Origin of the sequence: Pseudarthrobacter sulfonivorans (assembly GCF_014712225.1) — a bacterium.
Taxonomy (GTDB): Bacteria; Actinomycetota; Actinomycetes; order Actinomycetales; family Micrococcaceae; genus Arthrobacter; species Arthrobacter sulfonivorans.
The window spans coordinates 176,098-196,250 of the sequence record NZ_JACXBW010000006.1 but is presented as its reverse complement, the minus strand read 5'-3'; the positions used below and the strand labels follow the sequence as shown (position 1 = coordinate 196,250).

The 20,153-nt window shown below is 67.0% G+C and carries 10 protein-coding genes; 7 read left to right on the top strand and 3 right to left on the bottom strand.

What is annotated here, in order from left to right:
• Window positions 1-12: 12 nt before the first annotated feature.
• The 3 genes from IAQ70_RS23180 to IAQ70_RS09940 all read right to left on the bottom strand — a co-directional run bounded on the left by IAQ70_RS23180 (window position 13) and on the right by IAQ70_RS09940 (window position 2,373).
• Window positions 13-663 (bottom strand): hypothetical protein, encoded by a 651-nt coding sequence (locus tag IAQ70_RS23180; protein ID WP_317983626.1) that lies wholly within the window; start codon window positions 661-663, stop codon window positions 13-15.
• A 69-nt stretch (window positions 664-732) separates the two neighbouring features.
• Window positions 733-1,050, bottom strand: coding sequence for a PAAR domain-containing protein (locus tag IAQ70_RS09945; protein WP_190989150.1), 318 nt, complete (start codon window positions 1,048-1,050; stop codon window positions 733-735).
• A gap of 9 nt (window positions 1,051-1,059) precedes the next feature.
• Window positions 1,060-2,373, bottom strand: a complete 1,314-nt coding sequence (locus IAQ70_RS09940) for a COG1470 family protein (protein WP_190989149.1) — start codon at window positions 2,371-2,373, stop codon at window positions 1,060-1,062.
• A 237-nt stretch (window positions 2,374-2,610) separates the two neighbouring features.
• On the opposite strand from IAQ70_RS09940, the gene IAQ70_RS09935 reads away from it, so the two are divergent.
• The 7 genes from IAQ70_RS09935 to IAQ70_RS09905 all read left to right on the top strand — a co-directional run bounded on the left by IAQ70_RS09935 (window position 2,611) and on the right by IAQ70_RS09905 (window position 20,136).
• Complete coding sequence (locus tag IAQ70_RS09935) at window positions 2,611-3,234, top strand: response regulator transcription factor (protein ID WP_190989148.1); 624 nt, start codon at window positions 2,611-2,613, stop codon at window positions 3,232-3,234.
• Between the two features lie 145 nt (window positions 3,235-3,379).
• Window positions 3,380-7,396, top strand: coding sequence for a DUF11 domain-containing protein (locus tag IAQ70_RS09930; protein ID WP_190989147.1), 4,017 nt, complete (start codon window positions 3,380-3,382; stop codon window positions 7,394-7,396).
• A 3-nt stretch (window positions 7,397-7,399) separates the two neighbouring features.
• Window positions 7,400-8,056: a DUF4255 domain-containing protein gene (locus IAQ70_RS09925; protein WP_190989146.1), complete on the top strand. Its 657-nt coding sequence runs from the start codon at window positions 7,400-7,402 to the stop codon at window positions 8,054-8,056.
• 19 nt (window positions 8,057-8,075) lie between these two features.
• Window positions 8,076-10,163, top strand: coding sequence for an ATP-binding protein (locus IAQ70_RS09920; RefSeq protein ID WP_190989145.1), 2,088 nt, complete (start codon window positions 8,076-8,078; stop codon window positions 10,161-10,163).
• A gap of 115 nt (window positions 10,164-10,278) precedes the next feature.
• On the top strand, window positions 10,279-11,031 hold the full coding sequence (locus tag IAQ70_RS09915) for an eCIS core domain-containing protein (protein WP_190989144.1): 753 nt from the start codon (window positions 10,279-10,281) through the stop codon (window positions 11,029-11,031).
• A gap of 462 nt (window positions 11,032-11,493) precedes the next feature.
• Complete coding sequence (locus IAQ70_RS23175) at window positions 11,494-17,943, top strand: AHH domain-containing protein (protein ID WP_190989143.1); 6,450 nt, start codon at window positions 11,494-11,496, stop codon at window positions 17,941-17,943.
• A 636-nt stretch (window positions 17,944-18,579) separates the two neighbouring features.
• The gene (locus tag IAQ70_RS09905; RefSeq protein ID WP_190989142.1) at window positions 18,580-20,136 is read left to right on the top strand and encodes a phage tail sheath family protein; all 1,557 of its coding nucleotides are present in this window, start codon (window positions 18,580-18,582) and stop codon (window positions 20,134-20,136) included.
• Window positions 20,137-20,153: the final 17 nt, after the last annotated feature.

Sequence of the window (20,153 nt, the reverse complement as noted above, 5' to 3'; positions counted from 1 at the left end):
TGAGAAAGGGATTCACGCCAATCCGCTTAACTGGACCCTAATCCCGGTCTCCCAGCTGGACCGCCTTGATGAAATCCCGCGCTTCAGGTTCGAACCAGGCAGCGGTACCGAGGCTGATCGGGCCCCAGTCTGGGCTATCCCGCTAAAGAATGCCGACAACCGCGGAGTTACCGGCGGAGAAAATGAAGACCCTGTGCCCCTACCGCCCGAGACCGGCGGCAAGGAAACAAGCACAGCAGAGCCTACGAGCACCGCGTCTCCGTCCAGTGCATCGTCGTCGCCTGCGCCGGCCGTCACGTCGTCGTCGCCTGCGCCAGCGCCGGCCGTCACGTCGTCGTCGCCTGCGCCAGCGCCAGCCACGTCGTCGCCCGCGCCTGCCGCCACGTTGTCGCCTGCGCCTGCGCCGGCCGCCACGTCGTCGTCAGCACCTGCGCCTGCGCCGGCCGCCACGTCGTCGTCAGCACCTGCGCCTGCGCCGGCCGCCACGTCGTCGTCAGCACCTGCGCCTGCGCCGGCCGCCACGTCGTCGTCAGCGCCCGCGCCCGCGCCGGCCGCCACGTCGTCGTCAGCGCCCGCGCCCGCGCCGGCCGCGTCGTCGCAGCCGCAGCAGCAGGCGCCGCCGGCCACCACGTCGTCAGCGCAGCCCCAGGCACCAGCGACCACGGCAGGCCCCCAAGCCCCTGCGGTGACGTCTGCGGAGCCAAAGGAACAGCGCTAGCGGGGGATGCGGATTTATCCGCCGATGATGACAGTAGGGCAGCCAGGGCCCGGCGCAATAGGTGTTCCGTGCAGGGTGAGGTCCCCGAGTCGGGCTGCGGGAAAACCGCCGATCAGTACAGTGAGGCTCCCCGAAGCGATTCCGTTTGGGGCAGGTGAAACGCAGAGGATTCCACCGGGGGCAGCGTTGGCGACAGCGGCCGGCATGCCGCCTATGAGCACGGTCACCGTGGCAGCCGCGGGCGTGACCGGACCGCCACCATGCGGCTTTGGACCGTCGAAAAGCGGGCAAAGGGATGTATCTCCGACCCTCAGGGCAGGTCCGGCAGGCACGTGCGTCTCTTACCGTGGGGCCGGAATGGTTATGGTGCCGCTGAGGAAGGCCGCAGATTTGCACTGGGCAGGTGCGGTCTGATCGGGAGGCGCGCCAACACGGATGCAAGACATTGTCAGGCTCAGATTCTGTCCGGCCGTGACCCTCACGGGGGTCAGGAAGTGATAATCCATGTCGCGGAAGTTTTCCAGGGCCATGTCCAGAAGGGCAGCACCATCAAGTTCCAACCGCAGCCGACCGAAGTCGCCCTGGGGGTTGTTAAGGACGAGGTCCGTCAGCTTCAAGGTTCCGTCCGGATTCTCGAAAACGAAGGGTGCGGAACTGGACGCGCCTGGGGCCGCGGTCACTTCCAGGCGCTTGGCAATGGAACTGACAATGTCGGGCGGGGGCTCCGCTCCTGTGGCCACACTTGCCTTGGCTGCATCTGTTGCCGCACTTGTGGCCGAATCCTGTGCCGACTGTGCTGCCACCCCTGCATTGGCAGCACCGGCTGAGGCCTCAGTTGCCTTGGTTGCAGCTTGCGAAGCGCTCTGATCGGCCTTCGTGACAGACTCCTGGACGGCCGCCTTGGCAGTCGCCTCGACCGCAGGCTTGAACCACAGGTACCAGAGGGCAGCCAGGCCGAGGGCCAACACCAGCAGGGCGACCATGGCCTTGACGATCCACGAAGGAAGCACCGGCTCTTGCAGGTGGGTTCCGTCCAGGACAACCGGGGTCCCGTCGGCAGGTGTGGCAGTGACGGCGAAGGTGTGGGTGGCGGACATGCCGCGCCAGATTTTCCGGACGGGACGGATCCGAACATGGCCGAACTGGACCGTTCCCGGCTCGACGGTCAGTGCCTGCTCGGGCAGGCCTATGTTCAGCATTTCCCCTGGGTCGGCACCCGCCAGCGTAACCGTGATGGGGACGTTTCCCCGGTTGTCCACTGCGAGCCGGTGCAGGGCCCCGAATCTTCCCCGCGATGTTCGGGGCATGAGTTCGGCAGTGGTTTCGTAGAAGGGGAGGAGATTCACCACCCCTTCAGGCACTACGGCATCTTCTGGATGTTCCGTCGGGAGAACCTGGACCCCATAAAGGAATTCCCCTGCCTGAACGGTTGCGGACCGGGGCGGCCGGAACTCCACCGACGCCGTTGCATCCTGCCCTGGGTACAGAGAGACCAGTCCAGGAACGACTTGAGACCAGGAGCCGCTTGGCCCGACCACTTCAAGCCGGTACTCTTCAACGATTTCTCCGTCATTGCGTATGTGCAGTGGTACAAACGCCTCAGCGCCTGCCTCAAGACTGATGGGGCGCGAATCCAGAGTTGCAGTGGTGCTCATGGCCTCTCCTCGCAAACTGAGCAGCGTCCGGGGACCCGCGGCGCTCGTAGGTATTCCGAGGCTAGGGCCGCAGATGGTGGTGGCAGCACATCGGCCGGGCGGTCTTACGGGCAAACGTGTTGCCCGTTGAGCCGGTGTTGATTGCACGAAGAGTACCCACGGCTATGTTCATGTCTACGGACCAGGGCGGGCATGCACTGCCAACCCACGCCGGCCCTGGGAATCGATGGAGGATTCATGGAACCTATTACTGTTCGGGTCCACGCACGTGACCCAATATCGGAAGCTGGCGTCGCCAGCGAGCTGCGGGCGCGCCCCGAGGTGAGAGTGATAAAAGTGCACGACGCCGAGCACGCGAGGGTCGTCGTCGTGGTCACGGATTCAGTGGACGACGACGCGCTGACGCTGCTCCGCGTTGTCCAGCGAACCGGGTTGTCCCGCGCTGTCCTGGTTGCGGGCCACCTGGACGACGGCGATCTCGTCAAGGCGGTCGAAACCGGGGTTGTGGGACTGGTCCGCCGCATCGAAGCTACCCCTGATCGTTTGGTTTCCGTCATCGCGGCGGCCGCTTCCGGCGAGGGCAGTGTGCCGCCGGATCTGCTTGGACGGCTCCTGGACCAGGTGGGGAAATTGCAGCGGCATGTCTTGGGACCGCGGGGAATCATGTTCACCGGCCTCGCGCCGCGCGAAGTGGAAGTACTTCGCCTGCTGGCCGACGGCCTGGACACGGCCGAAATAGCGCACAGACTCGCGTATTCGGAGCGGACAGTCAAAAACGTTGTCCATGACGTGACGACGCGCTTGCAGCTCCGTAACCGTTCGCATGCCGTGGCGTATGCGTTGCGGGAGGGATTGATTTAGGCCGTTGCCCCAAGGGGCAGGGTCGGATACGCATACGTGTGCCCGGCGCCGCGTGCCGGACCGCCGTCCCGGGCATCATTGTGGTCCTTAGGGTGTAGGGGTGTGCCGAAGGCTCGCCCCTGGTTCGATGGCGCAGGAGGGGCCAGTGCAACAACCAAGATGGGCGGCAGCGTCCCTCGCGGCGTGGGCGATCGCGCTCGCGGGGCTGGCGTTGCCGCCCGAGTGGACCCTACCGCGGCCGGCCTCCGGCATGGTGGGAACTGCGGTCAGGGTCCCCGAGCCGGTTGCACCCCAGGTCGCTTTTACCGAAGGACGGGCCGAGATATACCAGGTCTCCCTTCCAAGTGCGTCAGCGCCCAAACCGTGGGAGCAGCAGAAGGATCCCGCCACGTACAGGGCGGAACTGTCCGCCGGGGACGGTGGCCGCCAGTTCGCCTATGTCAGTACCAAGGACAGTCCGCAGGGGGACGTGTACGTCTCCAAATCCGTCGGTGCGAGTCATCAGCGCATTACGTGCGACAACAGCGCGGCCGAGTTTCATCCGGTGATTTCCCCAGACGGCAAAATGCTGGCATATGCCTCCGATGGAAAGGGAAACCTTGATATCTGGATAATTCGGCTAGGGGAGGCATGCTCGCAGGCCCGGCAACTGACGGATTCGAAAGCTGCAGACACCTGGCCCGCGTGGGCACCGGACTCGTCCTCCATCATCTTCAGCAGTGGACGGCGGGACTCTCTCGGCGACCTGTTCCAGCTGCCCGTTCCGGACCTGGGCGAAACTTCTGACAAAGCTTCAGAGGCCGGACTCATCCAGCTCACAGATGGCCCTGATGCGGACACACAGCCGGCGGCGTATCAGTCCGTGGATGCAGATTCAGGGTCCGGGCCGACCTGGGTCACGTTCACCACTACCCGGTACGAACGAGCCGGGAGTCTGGCCGCGCTGAAGCTTCCGCCCGCCGGTGCTCAGATGCCAGAAGTATTTCCGGTTTGGCCCTCAGCAACGGAAGCCGGTGCCCCACCGGCGCAGGGCTATGGCACATCGGAGCCCGCATGGTCTCCCGACGGCAACCGGATCGCCTTCACGTCGACACGCGATGATCCGCACGGCGACGTGTTGATAGCCGGGCTGGTGTTCGGTGACGATTCTTTCCGAATTGATCCGTCCCGGGTTGTGCAGGCCGCCGCAGTTTCGGGCACATCCGAGTCCCACGCCGCTTGGCTTGGCATGGACGGCGACTACGCATCCATTGGGTACACGCGCCACACTGCAACGGCGGATATCTCCGACGCCAATGCGTCCAACGGTTCGGCGCGGCGTGTCATTGCTGCCGCAGCATTGGACGACGCCGGACCTGCCTATTCTCCGGACGGAACTTCGATTGTGTGGGGCCAGGAGCTCGATAGAGGAGCCGGTTGGCAGCTGATCCGTGGCCGGGCGGACGGCGGGAATGCCAGCCCGCTGAACTATGAGCGCGGTGACCGCGACGTGGACGTTGATCCGGTCTGGTCCCCGGATGGGCGGCGTATTGCCTTCACCCGATATTCATGGACGGAAAAGGGCTACGGCGACCCGGCCACCTGGATTGTGGACCTGGAAGCAAAACGCGATGAAGGTGCCCGGGCTCCCAGCCGCCGGGCCAGCGAGGCGCCGCCGGAGGACGTGCGCTATGAAGAAGAGAACCCGGTGTGGTCCCCGGACGGCTCATTCCTTGCCGTCGACCGGCGCTACGCGCCGGATCTCAAAGTCGAGTTAAAGGCATCCCCGACTGTCCGGGTGGGGCAGGACATCAAAGTGGAAGCAACCATTACGAATGCCGGTAAAGTCTCTACGGACCCGACAGAAATCACCCTCACGCTCCCGCCGGGCCTGGCCGCAGAGGCAGTTCCTGAGGGGTGCAAACAGGGGAAGGCTGAGCTCAGATGCCAGGTGGGCACGTTGAGCCCGGGAGCGACTTCGGTTCAAACCTGGACACTGCGCGCGAACACCCCTGGCAGTTGGGAGATCACCGCGCAGGTGCTGGAACCTTCGGACTCCAACCCCGCGAACAACAGAGCAACCTCAAGGCTGACCGTTACCGGAGCATCCGACCTGGAGGTGATACTCAAATCCGAGACCCGGATCCGATCAGAGTCGGAGATACCGGTCCACGAAGTGACCGTCACGGCTACGGTCACGAACCGCGGCGAACTTGGTGCTGGCCCCAGCACCCTGACCTTTTCCGCTAACGGCGTTCTGGCCCTGCCCCCACGCTGTTCCACGAAGCTTCCCTGCGCGGACCCGTGTCCATCCTCGGGGACCGCTGTCATGTGCCGTATCGAGGCACTCGCCCCGACGGCCACTGCTATCAGAAAAATCGTCCTTACGTCCGCCACCAGTGGGAAGGGGACCGTCACCGGCGCCGTATCGAAGGACGCTGACGAATTGTTTATCGACAACAACACCCAAACTGTTGACGTGATCCTTGAGCAGATCATTCCCAGTCGGGGTCCTTCGGAGGGTGGGGTGCCGTCGCAGCCCCCTGTGCCGCAGCCTCCGCCCCCCGTAATCAACCTCCGCCTCATCTCCTCGCCGAGCAGTGCTCCGACCGTTGTGACAGCGGGAGCACTGCAAACTCAATCGCTGCTTGCCTTGAAGCCGCTGCGTGAGCCGATCACGTCACCGCCGGAGTTGTGGGTGCTGAATTCCAGTACCGGCCAAGCGAATCCAGTGACAGCCCCCGAGCCGTGTGCGGCCCCGTGCCCGGTCACCGGCGCGCACCCGGCCTGGTCACCCGACGGCACCCGGATGGTCGTCACCGACCGCCGAATGCTTATAGGTGTAGTGCTCAGAGACGCCGACGCGGCCGGCGGGCCGGACGTTCCTCACGCCGCCGCGTCCCTAACCGCCGTCACCGGATTCGATGCGGCAGGCGTGCCGACTGCCAGCCGGGGTGAAGTTGCTTCAGCGGAAGACCCTGCCTGGTCCCCGGACGGCGCCGAAATCTACTTCACCGGACAGGCAGCCGGACAGCCGGACCATCGCGGAATCTATGCCGTTTCCCCCGATGGCAGCAAACTCCGGACAGTTGTCCAGGGCCGCGGCCCGGAAACACAGCCCGCCCTTCAACCATGGGCGGATCTTGCTGTCCGACTGCCCGCGGATCCGGTCACCATATCCAAAGGGGACACGGCCACACTCAAGGCTTCTGCCGTCAACAACGGCCCCTCTCCGGCGGCGTCGGTGAAGTTCCTGCTCGAAACGACGGATGGTCTGACCGCAGTGGGCACAACCACGAAGGGTTGTGACGTGTCAGCAAGATCCGTGGAGTGCAAGCTCGACAAGCGGCTGGAAAAGGGCGCCACTGTAAACATCGAGATACAGGTGAAAGGCGAAGCCGCAGGCGAACACATCGCCACTGCAACCGTCACTGCTGAAACCCCTGACCCACGCCCGCCAGACAACCAGTCTCGGACGGGTACGCGGACCCCGGGAGAAGTGGCCTCGGACATAGCGGTAGACCTCACCCTGAGCCAAAACGAAGGCTGGACCGGCGGCAGGCCGGCCACGGCGAAAGCCAAGGTCACCAACAACGGCCCCGCCGCCGCCTCCGGCATCAGCATCAAGGTGTCCACTACAGGTCCCGTGACCTTCCAGCCAACCGGAGGGTGCGGCGACTCACTGTGCCCGATGGACTCGCTCGAGCCGGGAGCCAGCCGCGAGGTCGAGCTGAAGTTTTCAATGCCGGACAGTGAGCCGGCCGGAGGCGTAACATCCCGCCCGGCAGAGATCAGCGTCGAGGTCAACGCGTCCAGCACGGACCCCAAGCGCGAGAACAACACGGACCGTGAAGGGCTTACCGTCCGCCAGCCCGGCGTCACCGTGTACCCGGCTCTGGGAAAACCGGGGGACGTGGTCACCGTAATCGTGGAGGGCCTGCCATCGGGCGCCCCGGTGAAGCTTGCCTGGTCGAAAGGCATCCCGCCGGACTCAGCGAAAGTCGAGCACGAGGGCACTGAGCTCCGCAGGGGCCTGCTGCTGGTTCGCCGCGACCAGCTGGGAACGCGGGAAATCATCGTCACCAGCGCGGACCAGGAGCAACTGTTCGGAGAAATCCGCGCACCCGTTCTGGTGGTCGCCCGTTCGGTGGCCCCGATGCCGGACTTCATTGGGAGGGGGTAGGCCGTGATCGCCCAGATTGACGACGCGTTGCGGACCCTGGTACGAACCGAGGCGCTGGACGGCTCAGAGGTGGACGTGGTCTTCGACGCGCCCACCAAGGACTGGGCCAGCCGGCGCAACGCCCCTACCGTCAATCTGTACCTCTACGACATCCGGGAAGACCTGCGTCGGAGGGAACGGGGACTGTCCGAAGATCGCGGAGATGACGGGTACGTCCGGACACGCCGCCCGGCTCCTCGCCATTTCAAGCTCTCCTACCTCGTCACAGCCTGGACGCAGCGGCCTGAAGACGAGCACCGTCTGCTGGACCAGCTGCTCCGGTGCTTCATCAGGCACGAGGCACTGCCGGACGAACTGGTTATCGGCCCGCTCGCGGAGACGGGACTCGTCGTTCCACTGACGGTGGGTCTGCCTCCTCCGGAGGACCGCGCGTTCGCGGACGTTTGGTCCGCGCTGGGGGGAGAGCTGAAGCCGTCACTCGACATCGTCGTCATCGCTCCGGTTGCCACGGGCATCGTCTACGTGGCGGCACCGCCGGCCTCCCAGGGCACGCATGTGGACATGTCCGATCTGATCGGCGGGGGCTCCGATTCCGGCCGCCACCAGCACATCCCGCCACCCGCCGCGCGGGGCACGTCCCGCCGCCACCCGGCGAGGTGACCACGGTGGTGCCGGTTCGATGACAGGAGATTCCAGCCTCGCCCACGTGCTTGGCCGCGTGGGGGTGGTGGAGGAGCGAATCCGTCTCCTCGTCGCGCTGCGCCGCGCCGACGACCCGCAGCCTGATGACCCGTTCCGCGGGCTCTACCTCAGCGATGAGGCCGTCGACCGTCTGCTCGGGCAGGAATCTGCGGAGCCGGACTGCGACGGGACGGAATCAGGTCAGGAGCGGCATTCACCGCGCCTCGAGGAATGCGAGGCCCGGGCGGACGCCGCCGAGGCCACCGGGCACCGGCTGAGGCTGCGTGAACTGGCCGCCACCTTCGGCCTGTCGGATCTTGACGTCGATCTGCTGCTGGTTGCGCTCGCAGCGGACCTTGACCCGCGCTTTGAGCAGCTATTCGGCTACCTGAACGACGACGTCACCCGGCGCCGTCCGTCCGTCGCCGTCGCGCTGGCGCTGTGCGGCACCCCGTTGTCAGCGTCCGACGGACGTGCACGGGTGCTGTCCGGTCCGCTGATCACCGGCGGCCTGCTCGTCGTCGAGGACCCCGACCGTCCACTGCCGGGGAGGGCGCTGCGGGTGCCGGACCGCGTCGTCGGGCATCTCCTGGGCGGTGACACGCCCGAACTGTCCCTTCAAGGCCTGCTGGCCGAACCGCCGCCGGTTGCCTGGGGAGATACCGTGCCGCTGGAACGGGCGCTCCGGGCGGGTGTCCGCCGTGCTTACCTGCGGGAGCCGGCCACAGGCTCGGGCCGCGTGCTGGCTGCGGGCGCCCTGAGCGCCACGGGCTACGGAGCAGTCCTGTTCGACCTGACCCGGCTGGCCGCCGAGCGTGAGCCGCTCCAACTCGTAGACGCTGCCGTGCGGGAAGCGCGGCTCCGCGGCGCCGGGCTGGTGGCGGGGCCGCTTGCTGCAGTGTCGGACCGGCCGGCAGTGCTCGAATCCCTGCATGCGGAACCGCAGCCTGTGATTCTCGTGGGAGACGCCGCCTGGGATCCTGCATGGACAACCCGGCCCCCACTGCTGGTGGACGTTCCTGCCAGCACATCGGCGGAACGGTCAACCCTTTGGCGCAAGGCGCTCGGCGTCATGAACGGGCTCGACGTCGAGGCCGCCACGTCGACGTTCCGGCTACGGCCCGAGCAGGTTGCCCGGGCGGCAGGATCCGCGCGGGTGCAGGCCACGTTGACCCCCGACGGAAAAGTCACCTCGTCGCACCTCGGCGCGGGGGCGAGGGCGGAAAACGGTTCAGCCCTGGACCGCCTGGCCCGTCGCGTGGAGCCGGTGGTGGGCTGGGAGGACCTGGTCCTGCCGGATGCCGTGCTGCTGGCGCTGAAGGAAGTGGCGCTGCGGGCCAAACACCGTGAGCAGGTCCTCGGTGACTGGGCAATGCGGCCCGGTGCCGGCCGCGGACACGGCGTGGCGGCGCTGTTTGCCGGGGATTCGGGCACCGGCAAGACCATGTCCGCGGAGGTTGTGGCCCGTGCGCTGGGACTGGACCTGTACGTGGTGGACCTGGCCACCGTCGTCGACAAATACGTGGGCGAGACCGAGAAAAACCTGGAACGGATCTTCACGGCAGCGGCAGGCGTCAACGGCGTCCTGCTCTTCGACGAGGCCGACGCCGTCTTCGGGCGCCGCTCCGAGGTGAAGGACGCCCACGACCGGTACGCCAACATCGAAAGCGCCTACCTGCTCCAGCGGATGGAGACGTTCGACGGCCTGGCCATCCTCGCGACGAACCTGCGCGCCAACATCGACGAGGCGTTCACCCGCCGGCTGGACGTCGTCGTCGATTTTCCGCTCCCGGATGCCGCGCACCGCCGGGTCCTGTGGGACCGCTGCCTGGGACGGACGCTGGCCCGGGCGGGGGACATCGACCTCCCCTTCCTGGGGCAGGCCTTCGAACTTGCCGGCGGCGCCATCCGCTCCGCTGCGGTCACTGCCGCCTATCTGGCAGCGGACGACGGCGGCACCGTCACCATGACCCACCTGGTCACCGCGGTGCAGCGTGAGTACCGCAAGCTGGGGCGGCTGACGCTGCAGAGCGAGTTCGGCCCGTACTGGGGAATGCTCACGACGCCGCCAAGGACCGGCGGGTAGCCCGGGTGTTGCCCCTCGGGGCACGGCCGAGTGCCCGTTTGGACGCCGTGACGGAGCTTGCGGGCCGTAGTTGCGGGGCGCATCGTCGGTGTAGCTCTGATGAAAGGGGTGCACCATGCACAGCCACGACCACGACCAGTCCGACGTCGACGGGCTGCTCAACAAGCCCGCCCGGCAGAAAGCCGCTGACTCGGCCGTGCTGTTCCGGGCTGCGGCAGCAGGCCGGACGGACGTCGTCGGGTCCCGCGGGATGCTGGCGCTGCAGCGCGCCGTGGGGAACAGCGGCGTCCGCGCGATGGCGGAGGAGGAACGGTCACCCGTCCTGGACGTCGTCTCGTCGGGAGGAGGCCAGCCGCTGGAGGAACCGGTCCGCGCGGACATGGAAGGCCGGCTGGGCCACAGCTTCTCCGACGTCCGCGTCCACACGGGGGAGGCCGCGCACAATTCTGCTGCGTCCGTGAATGCCCATGCCTACACGGTGGGGTCCAACATCGTTTTCCAGCGGGACAAATACGACCCCGGTTCGGAGGCCGGCAGGACGATGATTGCCCACGAGCTGACGCATGTGGTCCAGCAGCGGAGCGGGCCGGTGGACGGATCGGCGACCGGCGCCGGGGTGCGGGTCAGCGATCCGTCCGATCGCTTTGAACGCGAAGCCGCAGCAACAGCTGAGCGGGCCATGTCCACACCGGAAGGCCCGGCGACGGCACAGCGCGCCGGTGGCGCCGCCGTCGAGGAGACCGCGCAGGGGTCGTTGATGGACGGCGCCTCCGTGCAGCGCGAGGAAGAGGAAACTGCCCAAGGCTCCTTCATGGACGCGCCGTTGGTCCAGCGCGAAGAGGCCGAGGAGGAAGAGCCGGCGGGCTGACCCCGGTCGGTGCGGGTCATGGGGACGGTCTGGTCGCCGTAGGTGTCCGCGCTGGCCAGCCGTTCCCCAGATCCGGATTCGGTCCATTTGGCCGCTGAAGACGCCGTTGATGAGTACCCGAAAGCGAAATCTTGAATCTGCTGAGCGGGATGTTCAGGCGGTTGCAATAAATGAACCGGGCCTGGCCAGGATCGATCATTCGAATCGGGCGACGGGGAGGACGGCGAGGGCCGCGGCCGCTAGGGGCCGAGGGCGCTGGGGCAGCTACGGAGCCAAACCTCGCGCGTCGTGGCCCGAAACGGCAGACGGTGCCCGGTTAGTCACACTTATCGGGCGGCACAGTTGGGCGGAAGCAACAGCCGAGGAAATGGAGTCTGGCCGTGATCCAGAGGTGGCGGCAAAAAAGCGTGACAGTCTCGCCCGACGGGCGGGCTTCTCTGGCGACGCCCGCTGGATGACGCCGTGGAGACGCCACACGACCGCGAGCACGCGGGGGAGCGGCGCCGGCGCGCTGCGCCGGAAGCCGACACCGATATCGCGACGGACATGCCGCAGGGTGCCGACTTGGCCAGCGTCACGTTCCTGAGCAAGCCGTCGCTGCTGCACCTACAGCGCCGCGCCGGAAACAACGCGGTGTTGCGGCTGGTGCTGAACGAGGCGCAGCGCCGCGAGCGCGCCGGGGGCACCGGTAAAGACGGTGACACGAGCGACGCCGACCACGCCGCGGACGAGGTCATCGAGCTCGACGCGGACGGGAAGAACCCGAAGGAGCAGGCCCGCGAACAGCAGGAGCACCAGCAGAAGCAGAAGCAGGTGCCCGAGCATCAGGGCAAGCAGAAGATGAAGGAGGCGCCTCCGAGGGCGAAAGTCCCACCCCCGTCGCCGACCGCGACGCCGAAGAGTGGCGACGGGGGCACCGACACCACCGACGAGGTGGTGACGGAGATCAGTAAAACGGCCGAGCAGCCCCGTCCCTCCGCCGCGCCTCATCTGGTTGCCGCCGCCGTGGTCCCGCCCAAGCCCGCGCCCGGTGCCGGTAGCAAGCCCCCCGCCCCGGCCCCGAAAGCCCACAAGCCCAAGGGTCCCGCGGCGGCCGCCAAGGGCACGGCCGGCGGGCCCCACGCGACCGGTGCCGCACACGCGGGCGGAGGCGGAGGAGGCGGCGGCGGGCACAACACGCTCGACGCGTGGAAGGCCACGGTGGCTGCGGTCACGGGCGCGATCGCCGACCCGAAGCTCGACGCGAATCAGGCGGCGGCGGGAAAGCTGGCTGAGCACGCGCAGACGACCGAGCAGCAGCGCCACGCCGAGCAGCCGGACTACGGACAGGAGGCCCAGTCCCGACTACCCCCGGCGCCGCAGGAGCCGCCCCGGGAGAAGCAGCTCGACACCCGACCCGCCGACGCCGCCATCGCCAGGGTCGAGGCCGTCGGCAATGCCAAGCTTCCGGACCAAACGTTCCCGGCGATGGCGCCATTGCCGGCGTACGTCCCGTCGCCCGGCACGACCCGCGGTGGTGGCCTCCTCGGCAATGTTGGGAAGGCGGCCGGCCCGGCGAAGTCCGGCGGGAGCGGCGTCCTCGTCGGACCGGCCCCCGCCGACGCCAAGGCCGATGCGGTGAAGGCAAAGGTGGACGGAGCGGCGCCGACGAAGGCCGGTGCGGGGCCTGCGCAGCCCATCACGTTGCAGGACAAGGGCGCGGCGTCGCTCAAGCCCTCTCCTCCGGCTCAGGCGGCGGAGATCGGCGACGTGGTGGCCCGGGTTCTCAAGGACTCCGGGAAGTACGCCAAGGAGATCGTCGACACCGCGGCCGGAAAGCTCGACCCGTCACACACGGTCGAGGCGCTGAAGAGGATCACCGATCCCCTCGTCGACCAGCAGAGGGACGAGCTGACGACCGAGCTCACCGGCGTGGCCGCCGCCGCCGGTGTCTCCGCCGACCAGCTGAAGGCGAAGGTCGACAAACAGAAGGCTGAAGCCGAGGCGAAGGCGGCGACCGCGGCCACCCAGCTCGACGCGAAAGCGGGACAGGCTCAGGAGGACGTCAAGAAGCGCGGCACGGACCAGACCTCGGCGATCGCCGGGGCGAGTGCGGCGGTGAAGGAGGACGTCGAGCGCAAGGAGCAGGCCGCGAAGGGCGAGCCTGACGCAGCTGCGATCGACGCCAAGCGCGACGGCTATCTGGGGAAGCTGAACTCGACCGCGGCTGCCGACCTCGCACGATTCCGGGCGTCAGTGGAGACGCGGGCCGCCGACCTCGACCGGGTCACCGCGGAGCAGAAGGCGGCCTACAAGACCCAGGCACGGGACGAGGCGCAGCGGATCATAGGGCTGTACCCCGACGACCTGACCAAGGGAAAGATCGAGGCCCGCCCGGTGCTCGATTGGGCCGACAAGCAGGGCCTCGAGGTGGAGGGCATCGCCGCCCGACTGAAGCGGGAAGCGACTGCGGCGTCGAAGCAACTCCAGGCTCCGCTGGACGGGGCGGTCGAGCAGGCGCGCGACCAGATCCGCGACTGGGCTGCCGAGAAGAAGGGCAGCCAGCGCAGCTGGTGGGACCGGCTGCTGGACATGTTCAGCGACTGGACGTCCAAGGCGAAGGTGGACAATAAGGCCTGGGAGGCGCGGCGGAACGCGGAGACGCGGGACAAGGTCGCCGGCGACTTCGACATGCTGGTGAAGATGCGCGACCAGCTCGCGTCGGGCAACCAGGAGGTGTTCCAGGCCGAGATGTCCCGGCTCTCGGCCGAGCAGCGCGCGGTGGTGATGGCGTTCATCAGGTCGGGCGGGAAAGACTCGATCGGTGCGGTCGCCATCGGGCTCATCGCCCGCATAAAGGCCCACCGGGTGCCCGAGTTCTCCAAGGCGCTCGAGGAGCAGGCGATCGCCGAGCTCGGGTGGGAGGAGCTGAACAAGCTCGGGGCGGCGCAGACGCCGGGGTTCGACGCCGGCATCATCGTTCGTGATGTGCGTGGCTCGGTGAAGGGGTGGGGGACCGACGAGAATCGACTGTTCAAGGCGCTCCAGGGCCGCACGCCTCTCCAGGTGGGGGCGATGCGCAAGGCCTACGCGGCCACGTATCCCGGACGGGACATGGACGAGGACATCAACGAGGATGTCAGCGGGTCCGAGCAGGAGCGGGCGGACGCGCTCCTTTCCGGTGATCCCACCGCGGCAGCGGTCGCCACGCTGAACGACGCGATGGACGGGGCCGGCACCAACGAGGCACTGATCATGGAGACGCTGCGGGGGAAGACCTCGGCCGAGCGGGACGCGATCACCGCTGCTTACAAGGAGAAATACGGCGTCGACCTGAAGGTCAGCCTGGCCGACGAGATGTCGGACAACGACCTCGACCAGGCCAATGCGCTCCTAGCCGGTGACACGACCAAAGCCGACGCGATCGAGGTCAACGAGGCCATGGAAGGGGTCGGGACGGACGAAAAGGCCATCAACGCCGTATACACGCGCATCCGCGACGAGGTCGAGGCGGACGCGAAGCGCAAGGGCATGACGACGGCTGAGGTCAAAGCCGAGGTCCTGCGCCGCACAGCAGCACTGAAGTCCGCCTACGGCGCCAAGTACGCGGGCGGCGACGAGAGCAAGCTCGAAGCGGATTTCCGCGACGAGCTGTCCGGCGGCGAGCTGACCCTCGTCCTGGCGGAGCAGGCGAGCGACGAGACGGCGATGGACGCGGCGAAGATCCAGATCGAGCACGAGTCGCTCTACACCGACGACGACAAGGTTAACGCGGTCCTGATCGCCCAGCACGATCGGGCGAAGAAGGAGATCACCCGCGACCTTGAGGTCGATCTTCAGGAGAAGTCGGCGCACATGACGCCCGCGGAGCGGGCCAACGCCCGGAAGGAGATGGAGGAGAAGGCGAAGGGGCTGATCGCCGAGCGGGCCAAGCAGAACATGACCGCGCTGAAGGACCGCTACAACGCAGAGAACCCGGACTTCGGGTTTCAGGCGGTCATTGACCTCGAGCTCCAGGGGTACTCCCACGACGAGGCCCTCGAGCGCATCGACGCGGGCGGCAAGCTCGACGACGCGCACGAGCTCAAGTACTCGATCTTCGGACCCGGGACCAACGAGGACCGGATCAAGGAGACCCTCAAGGGCAAGTCAAAGGCCGAGATCGACAAGATCAAGGCGGACTACAAGGCGCTCACGGGAAACGACCTCGCCGCGGACATCGCCGGCGACATGGAGGGACGCGACGGTGCCGACGCCGACGCGTTGCTGGGGGGAACGAGTACGCCCGCCGAGAAGATGGCCTACCTCAAGAAGCGCAAGGAGTGGGAGGTCAACGAGGGCACCGGCATCGTCGGCGAGGCGTTCGAGAATGAGGAGGAGGACGTACTCGAGCGGACTGCGGCCAAAGCCCAGGAGGCGTACGCCAAGTACGAGGACTTCAAGAAGAAGTACGGCGAGAAGGACCCGCGCACCGTGGCCGCCCTCGAGGACTTCGAGCGGTGGTCCGGCTACGGCGATAAGGACATCGAGGAGCACCGCGCCGCGCTCGACAGCATCACCGACACCATCGCCGCGGGTGTGGCCATCGCGGTGGGCATCGCGGCAACCATCCTCACCGCCGGCGCGGCCGGACCTGCGGTTCTCGCCGCCGCTGCGGCGTTCGGCACCAGCACGACCGTCGTCGCCGCGGCTGCGGGCGCGATCGCGGCGACGGCCGCGAGCATGCTCACGAAGCAGCTCATGAAGGGCGGCGCCTACGACATCGAAGCCATAACCCAGGACATGGCGCAGGGAACGCTGGAGGCGCTGATCGCGGTAGGCACCGCGGGTACGGGCGAAGCTGCCCTGAAGGCCCTCATGAAGAGCCCGGCGTTCGCGGCGCTGAAGGAAGCGGCGGAATCGGGCGCCCTCGGGCGCATCGTCATCAAGGGCGTCGAGGGCGGCATTGAGGGCGGCATACAGGGCCTCCCTGGTGGGATGAGCGGCGCCATCCTCGACGAGAACACCTGGAAGAGCGACAACCCGTTCGGTGTCGTCATCTCTGCTGGCGGGAAGGGATCACTCCAGGGCGCCGGGATGGGTGCGGGCATGGGCGCGGTGATGACAGGGGTCCACGAGATCGGCGGGTCCAAGGGCGGCGGCGGCACCAAGGTCGAGCCGGAGGGTCACAGGAGCACGGGGACCGAGGAGCACGGCTCGGGCCATGGCGACACCACAACGCCGACGACGGAGAAGGCGGGTTCCGTCGACACCGTGGTGCCGATCGACGCCGACGTGCCGGCCGGTGCCGGCGGGGACGCCGCGCATGCGGGGGTGGATGAGGGCGCCCACACGGGCCCGACCGAGGAGCCCCACGGCGGCGCCGACCGCGAAGCGCAGGCGCCGAAGGCGACCGAGGAGTCGAAGGGCCTCGGGGACGAGGCACCCGTGCCCGACACCGAGCGCACCGCCGTCGACGACATCCACGACGCGATGCCCGAAGAGACGGTGATGCAGGGGCCCGACCCGAAGGACCCGTCGCACGCGCGGGAGATGTACGACAACTCGATCGCGGAGAGCCCGCGTCGCGAAGCCGCGATCTACCGGAACACCGAGACGGGCGAGTACATCGTCATCCAGGGCGACGAGGGCAAGGTCAGTGTCGGCGGCGGTGAGGCGCCGCATGAGGCGGGGAAGCAGCAGCGCTGGAAGGAGATTCTCAACGGCGGCGACCAGGGGACGTGGGAGCTCCAGGCGCACTCGCACCCCGCAGGCCCGACCGGCGTGGTCGACCCGATCAACCAGTGGCCCAGCGGGGCCAATGGCGACATGGGCGTGATGGTCAATGAGGCGCAGAACGCGGGGAAGGCGCGGTCCTCTCGCATCGACTACGTCACCGCGGATGGCCCGGGCCACACTGACTTCGGCTTCGATCCGGGGCACGAGAGGCCGTACTGGGTCGATGCGCCGGACGGGGGCGGCGGCCGCACGGTGGAGCGATTCAAGACGATGGAGGGCTATCACGACTTCATCGAGAACAAGCTGGGCGGCCCGACACAGGGCGACATCCCCGACCACATGTCTGGCGTCGCCCCCGCCGCAACAGGGGCCGAGCCGACCACCCCGAAGGCGGCGGCGGACGCCGCGCCGACCGAAGGTGAGATCAAGAAGCGGCTCGACGGGATCCGCGAGAAGTACGGTGAGTCTGCGGAGACCCCGGAGGCACGCAAGGCGTTGCAGGAACTGGCCAAGCTGGCGAAGAAGGATCCCGCCGCTGCCGCCGAGGCGCTCGACGCCTTCGAGGCGCAGGCTGGGGATCGAAATGTCGAGTCGGCTTTCGCCGAAGGCAGCAAGGCGGCGTCGAAGGAGGAGAAGGCGCTCGGTTTCGAGCCGGGGGAGGAGCCTCCCGAGGGGCTGACCGAGACCGACCAGAAGCACCGGCGGCTTCGGCAGACGGGCGCTTCAGCCGAGCTCGAAGCCGCGATGGCTGCCCAGGGCGACCCCCGACCGCCCGGCCACGACACCCATCACATCGTGGCGGACGCAGAGGCGCGGGCCGCCGTGGCTCGCAAAATCCTTCTCGAGTCGGGGATCAATCCCCGCAACAACCCCGAGAACGGAATCCACCTGCCCCGTACGACGATGGATCCCGCAACCATCCCCGTCGCAGCGACGCGTCACCCGACGATCCACAGCAATGAGTATTACAAGGAGCTCACGCTCCGGCTGATCGAGGCCAAGAACAACGGGACGGTCCCCGAGACCCTGCGCCAGATCCGGACGGAAATCGCCGAAGGCGTCTTCCTCGACGCCTTGCCGATGGCGGGCACGCAGGGTGAGACGTTCGCCGATTGGCTGGTCCAGAACAGCGACAAGTTCGAGGGAATGACCCGCGAGGAGATCGCTGCTGTGGTCGATGGCGCGACCCGCAAGCCCCGTACCAATGTGCCCTGACCCTTCTGGAATTGAGAGCGCGGGTTTCTTGCTCGGCCATCCCAGAAACTTGTACCCAATCCAGGCTCGCCTCGTCCGCCCAGCGGTGCCGGCTGCGGGACAACCCGCTTTCTTCACCGTAAGAGTATCGGTCCATTGCGTTTGGGCGCCCAGCCGGTGGTCGTCACAAAATACAACCGGTTCATAGCTACTGAGGGAAAAGGAAGGACCGGGAGCAGGGAGATCCTGATATCGGCATGAGTGCTAATCATCAAAGTGGGAGCAAGCAGCGTCACTGGCCTCGTTGAACGGTTCTCGCCTTTGGTCTAGAGCCCGGCGCGGAATGAGGTTTACACAAGGACCTGTGGCCGGACAGTTTCGTCACGAGTTGATTGGCACTGCCACGGAAAGGAATGGTGCAGGAGTCTTGGCGAACGCGCGACCCGTCTGCGCCTGGTGCAACGTTTCGAAAAGCGACGACGATAGGTCTAAGAGCACGCTTCCGGGTTTTCAGGCACCGTGGCCGCCGCGCTGGTAGTCAGCGTCCTGCCCCTTCGTGCACCCCATCCTTCCCGTCAGCGCATCCGCTTGGCCGTACCGCCGCACCCCTCCCCGCTGGACCCTTGAATCACGTTTCGGTTCATCGAGGAGACAAAAATGCCAAGCTATCTTTCGCCAGGTGTATACGTCCATGAGGTCGAAGCGGGCACGCGTCCGATCGAGGGCGTGGGCACTGCGGTGGCCGCCTTCGTCGGGCTCGCCGCCAAAGGCCCGGACAACGAGCCCACGCTCGTGTCCAACTGGACCCAGTTCTCGGAGACGTTCGGGGACTTCGTCCCCGGCTCCTACCTGGCCCATACGGTCTACGGTTACTTCCTGAACGGCGGCGGCAACTGCTACGTCGTTCGGATCGGCGCGAACGGAACGCGGGAGGAAAAGCCGAAGCAGCAGCCCAAGGCCGTAACCGCAGCCCCCGTGGCAGAACTTGGCGGGTACCGCCTGACGGCGAAGTCCAATGCGGCCAACCCCAAGCCGGTGACGGTGGAAATCGCCGACCCGGGAGGCGAAAATCCGCCAGAGGACCAGTTCAAGATTGTTGTCACCGTTGAGGGCAAACCGCCGGAGGTCTGGGACAACGTGACCACCAAGCGCGGCTCCAACAATGCAGCAACGAAGGTCAGTGCGGAATCCAAGATCGTCACCATCGAGGAAGTCGCCACGGGCGGTGCCCTGGTGAAGCCCGACAAGGGAACCATCCAGCTGGTCGCACCCGAACCTGAGCCCGAACCGCCCAGCACCGACGAACTGAACGTGGACGACTACGTCGGCGACGCAGCCGACCGGACCGGATTCAGCGGCCTGGAAGCCGTCGACGAAGTGACCATGGTGGCCGTCCCCGATCTGATGGCCGCCTACGAGCAGGGCTCCATTGACCTTGAAACCGTCAAGGCGGTCCAGCTCGCCGCCATTGCCCACTGCGAACTGATGGGCAACCGGATCGCCATCGTCGACCCGCCACCGAACCTGAATGCCCAGCAGATCAAGAACTGGCGCATGGACGGCGGCGGCTACGACTCCAAGTTCGCGGCCCTCTACTGGCCATGGGTGAAAACCTTCGATCCCTCGACGGGAACCAGCAGGTTCATTCCGCCGTCAGGTCACATGGCCGGTGTCTGGGCACGGAACGATGACACACGTGGCGTCCATAAGGCTCCGGCCAATGAGGTCATCCGCGGCGTCACCAGCCTGCAGACCCAGATCACCAAGACCGAGCAGGAGCTGCTGAATCCCATCGGGGTCAACTGCATCCGCACCTTCCCGGGCCGGGGGATCCGCGTCTGGGGAGCCCGCACGATGTCCAGCGACGCCGAATGGCGGTACTTGAACGTCCGGCGCCTGTTCAACTACCTGGAAGAGTCCATCCTGCAGGGAACCCAGTGGGCGGTCTTCGAGCCGAACGACCCTGCCCTGTGGGCCCGCATCCGCCGCACCATCAGCGCCTTCCTGACTAATGAATGGCGCAAGGGTGCGCTCTTCGGGCTGACCCCCGAGCAGGCCTTCTTTGTGAAGTGCGACTTCGAAACCAACCCGGCCGAGGGCATCGATGCAGGTCAGGTTGTGTGCCAGGTGGGAGTTGCCCCGGTGAAGCCGGCCGAATTTGTCATCTTCCAGCTATCCCAGTTCTCCGGCGGCACCAGCCTCGTGAGTGAGTAAGTACAGTTCAAAAGGAG

Excerpts from the sequence above, each read along its gene's own strand:
- IAQ70_RS09940 (WP_190989149.1), bottom strand. The coding sequence starts at position 2,373 with ATGAGCACCACTGCAACTCTGGATTCGCGCCCCATCAGTCTTGAGGCA.
- IAQ70_RS09935 (WP_190989148.1), top strand. The coding sequence starts at position 2,611 with ATGGAACCTATTACTGTTCGGGTCCACGCACGTGACCCAATATCGGAA.
- IAQ70_RS09920 (WP_190989145.1), top strand. The coding sequence starts at position 8,076 with ATGACAGGAGATTCCAGCCTCGCCCACGTGCTTGGCCGCGTGGGGGTG.
- IAQ70_RS09915 (WP_190989144.1), top strand. The coding sequence starts at position 10,279 with ATGCACAGCCACGACCACGACCAGTCCGACGTCGACGGGCTGCTCAAC.
- IAQ70_RS09905 (WP_190989142.1), top strand. The coding sequence starts at position 18,580 with ATGCCAAGCTATCTTTCGCCAGGTGTATACGTCCATGAGGTCGAAGCG.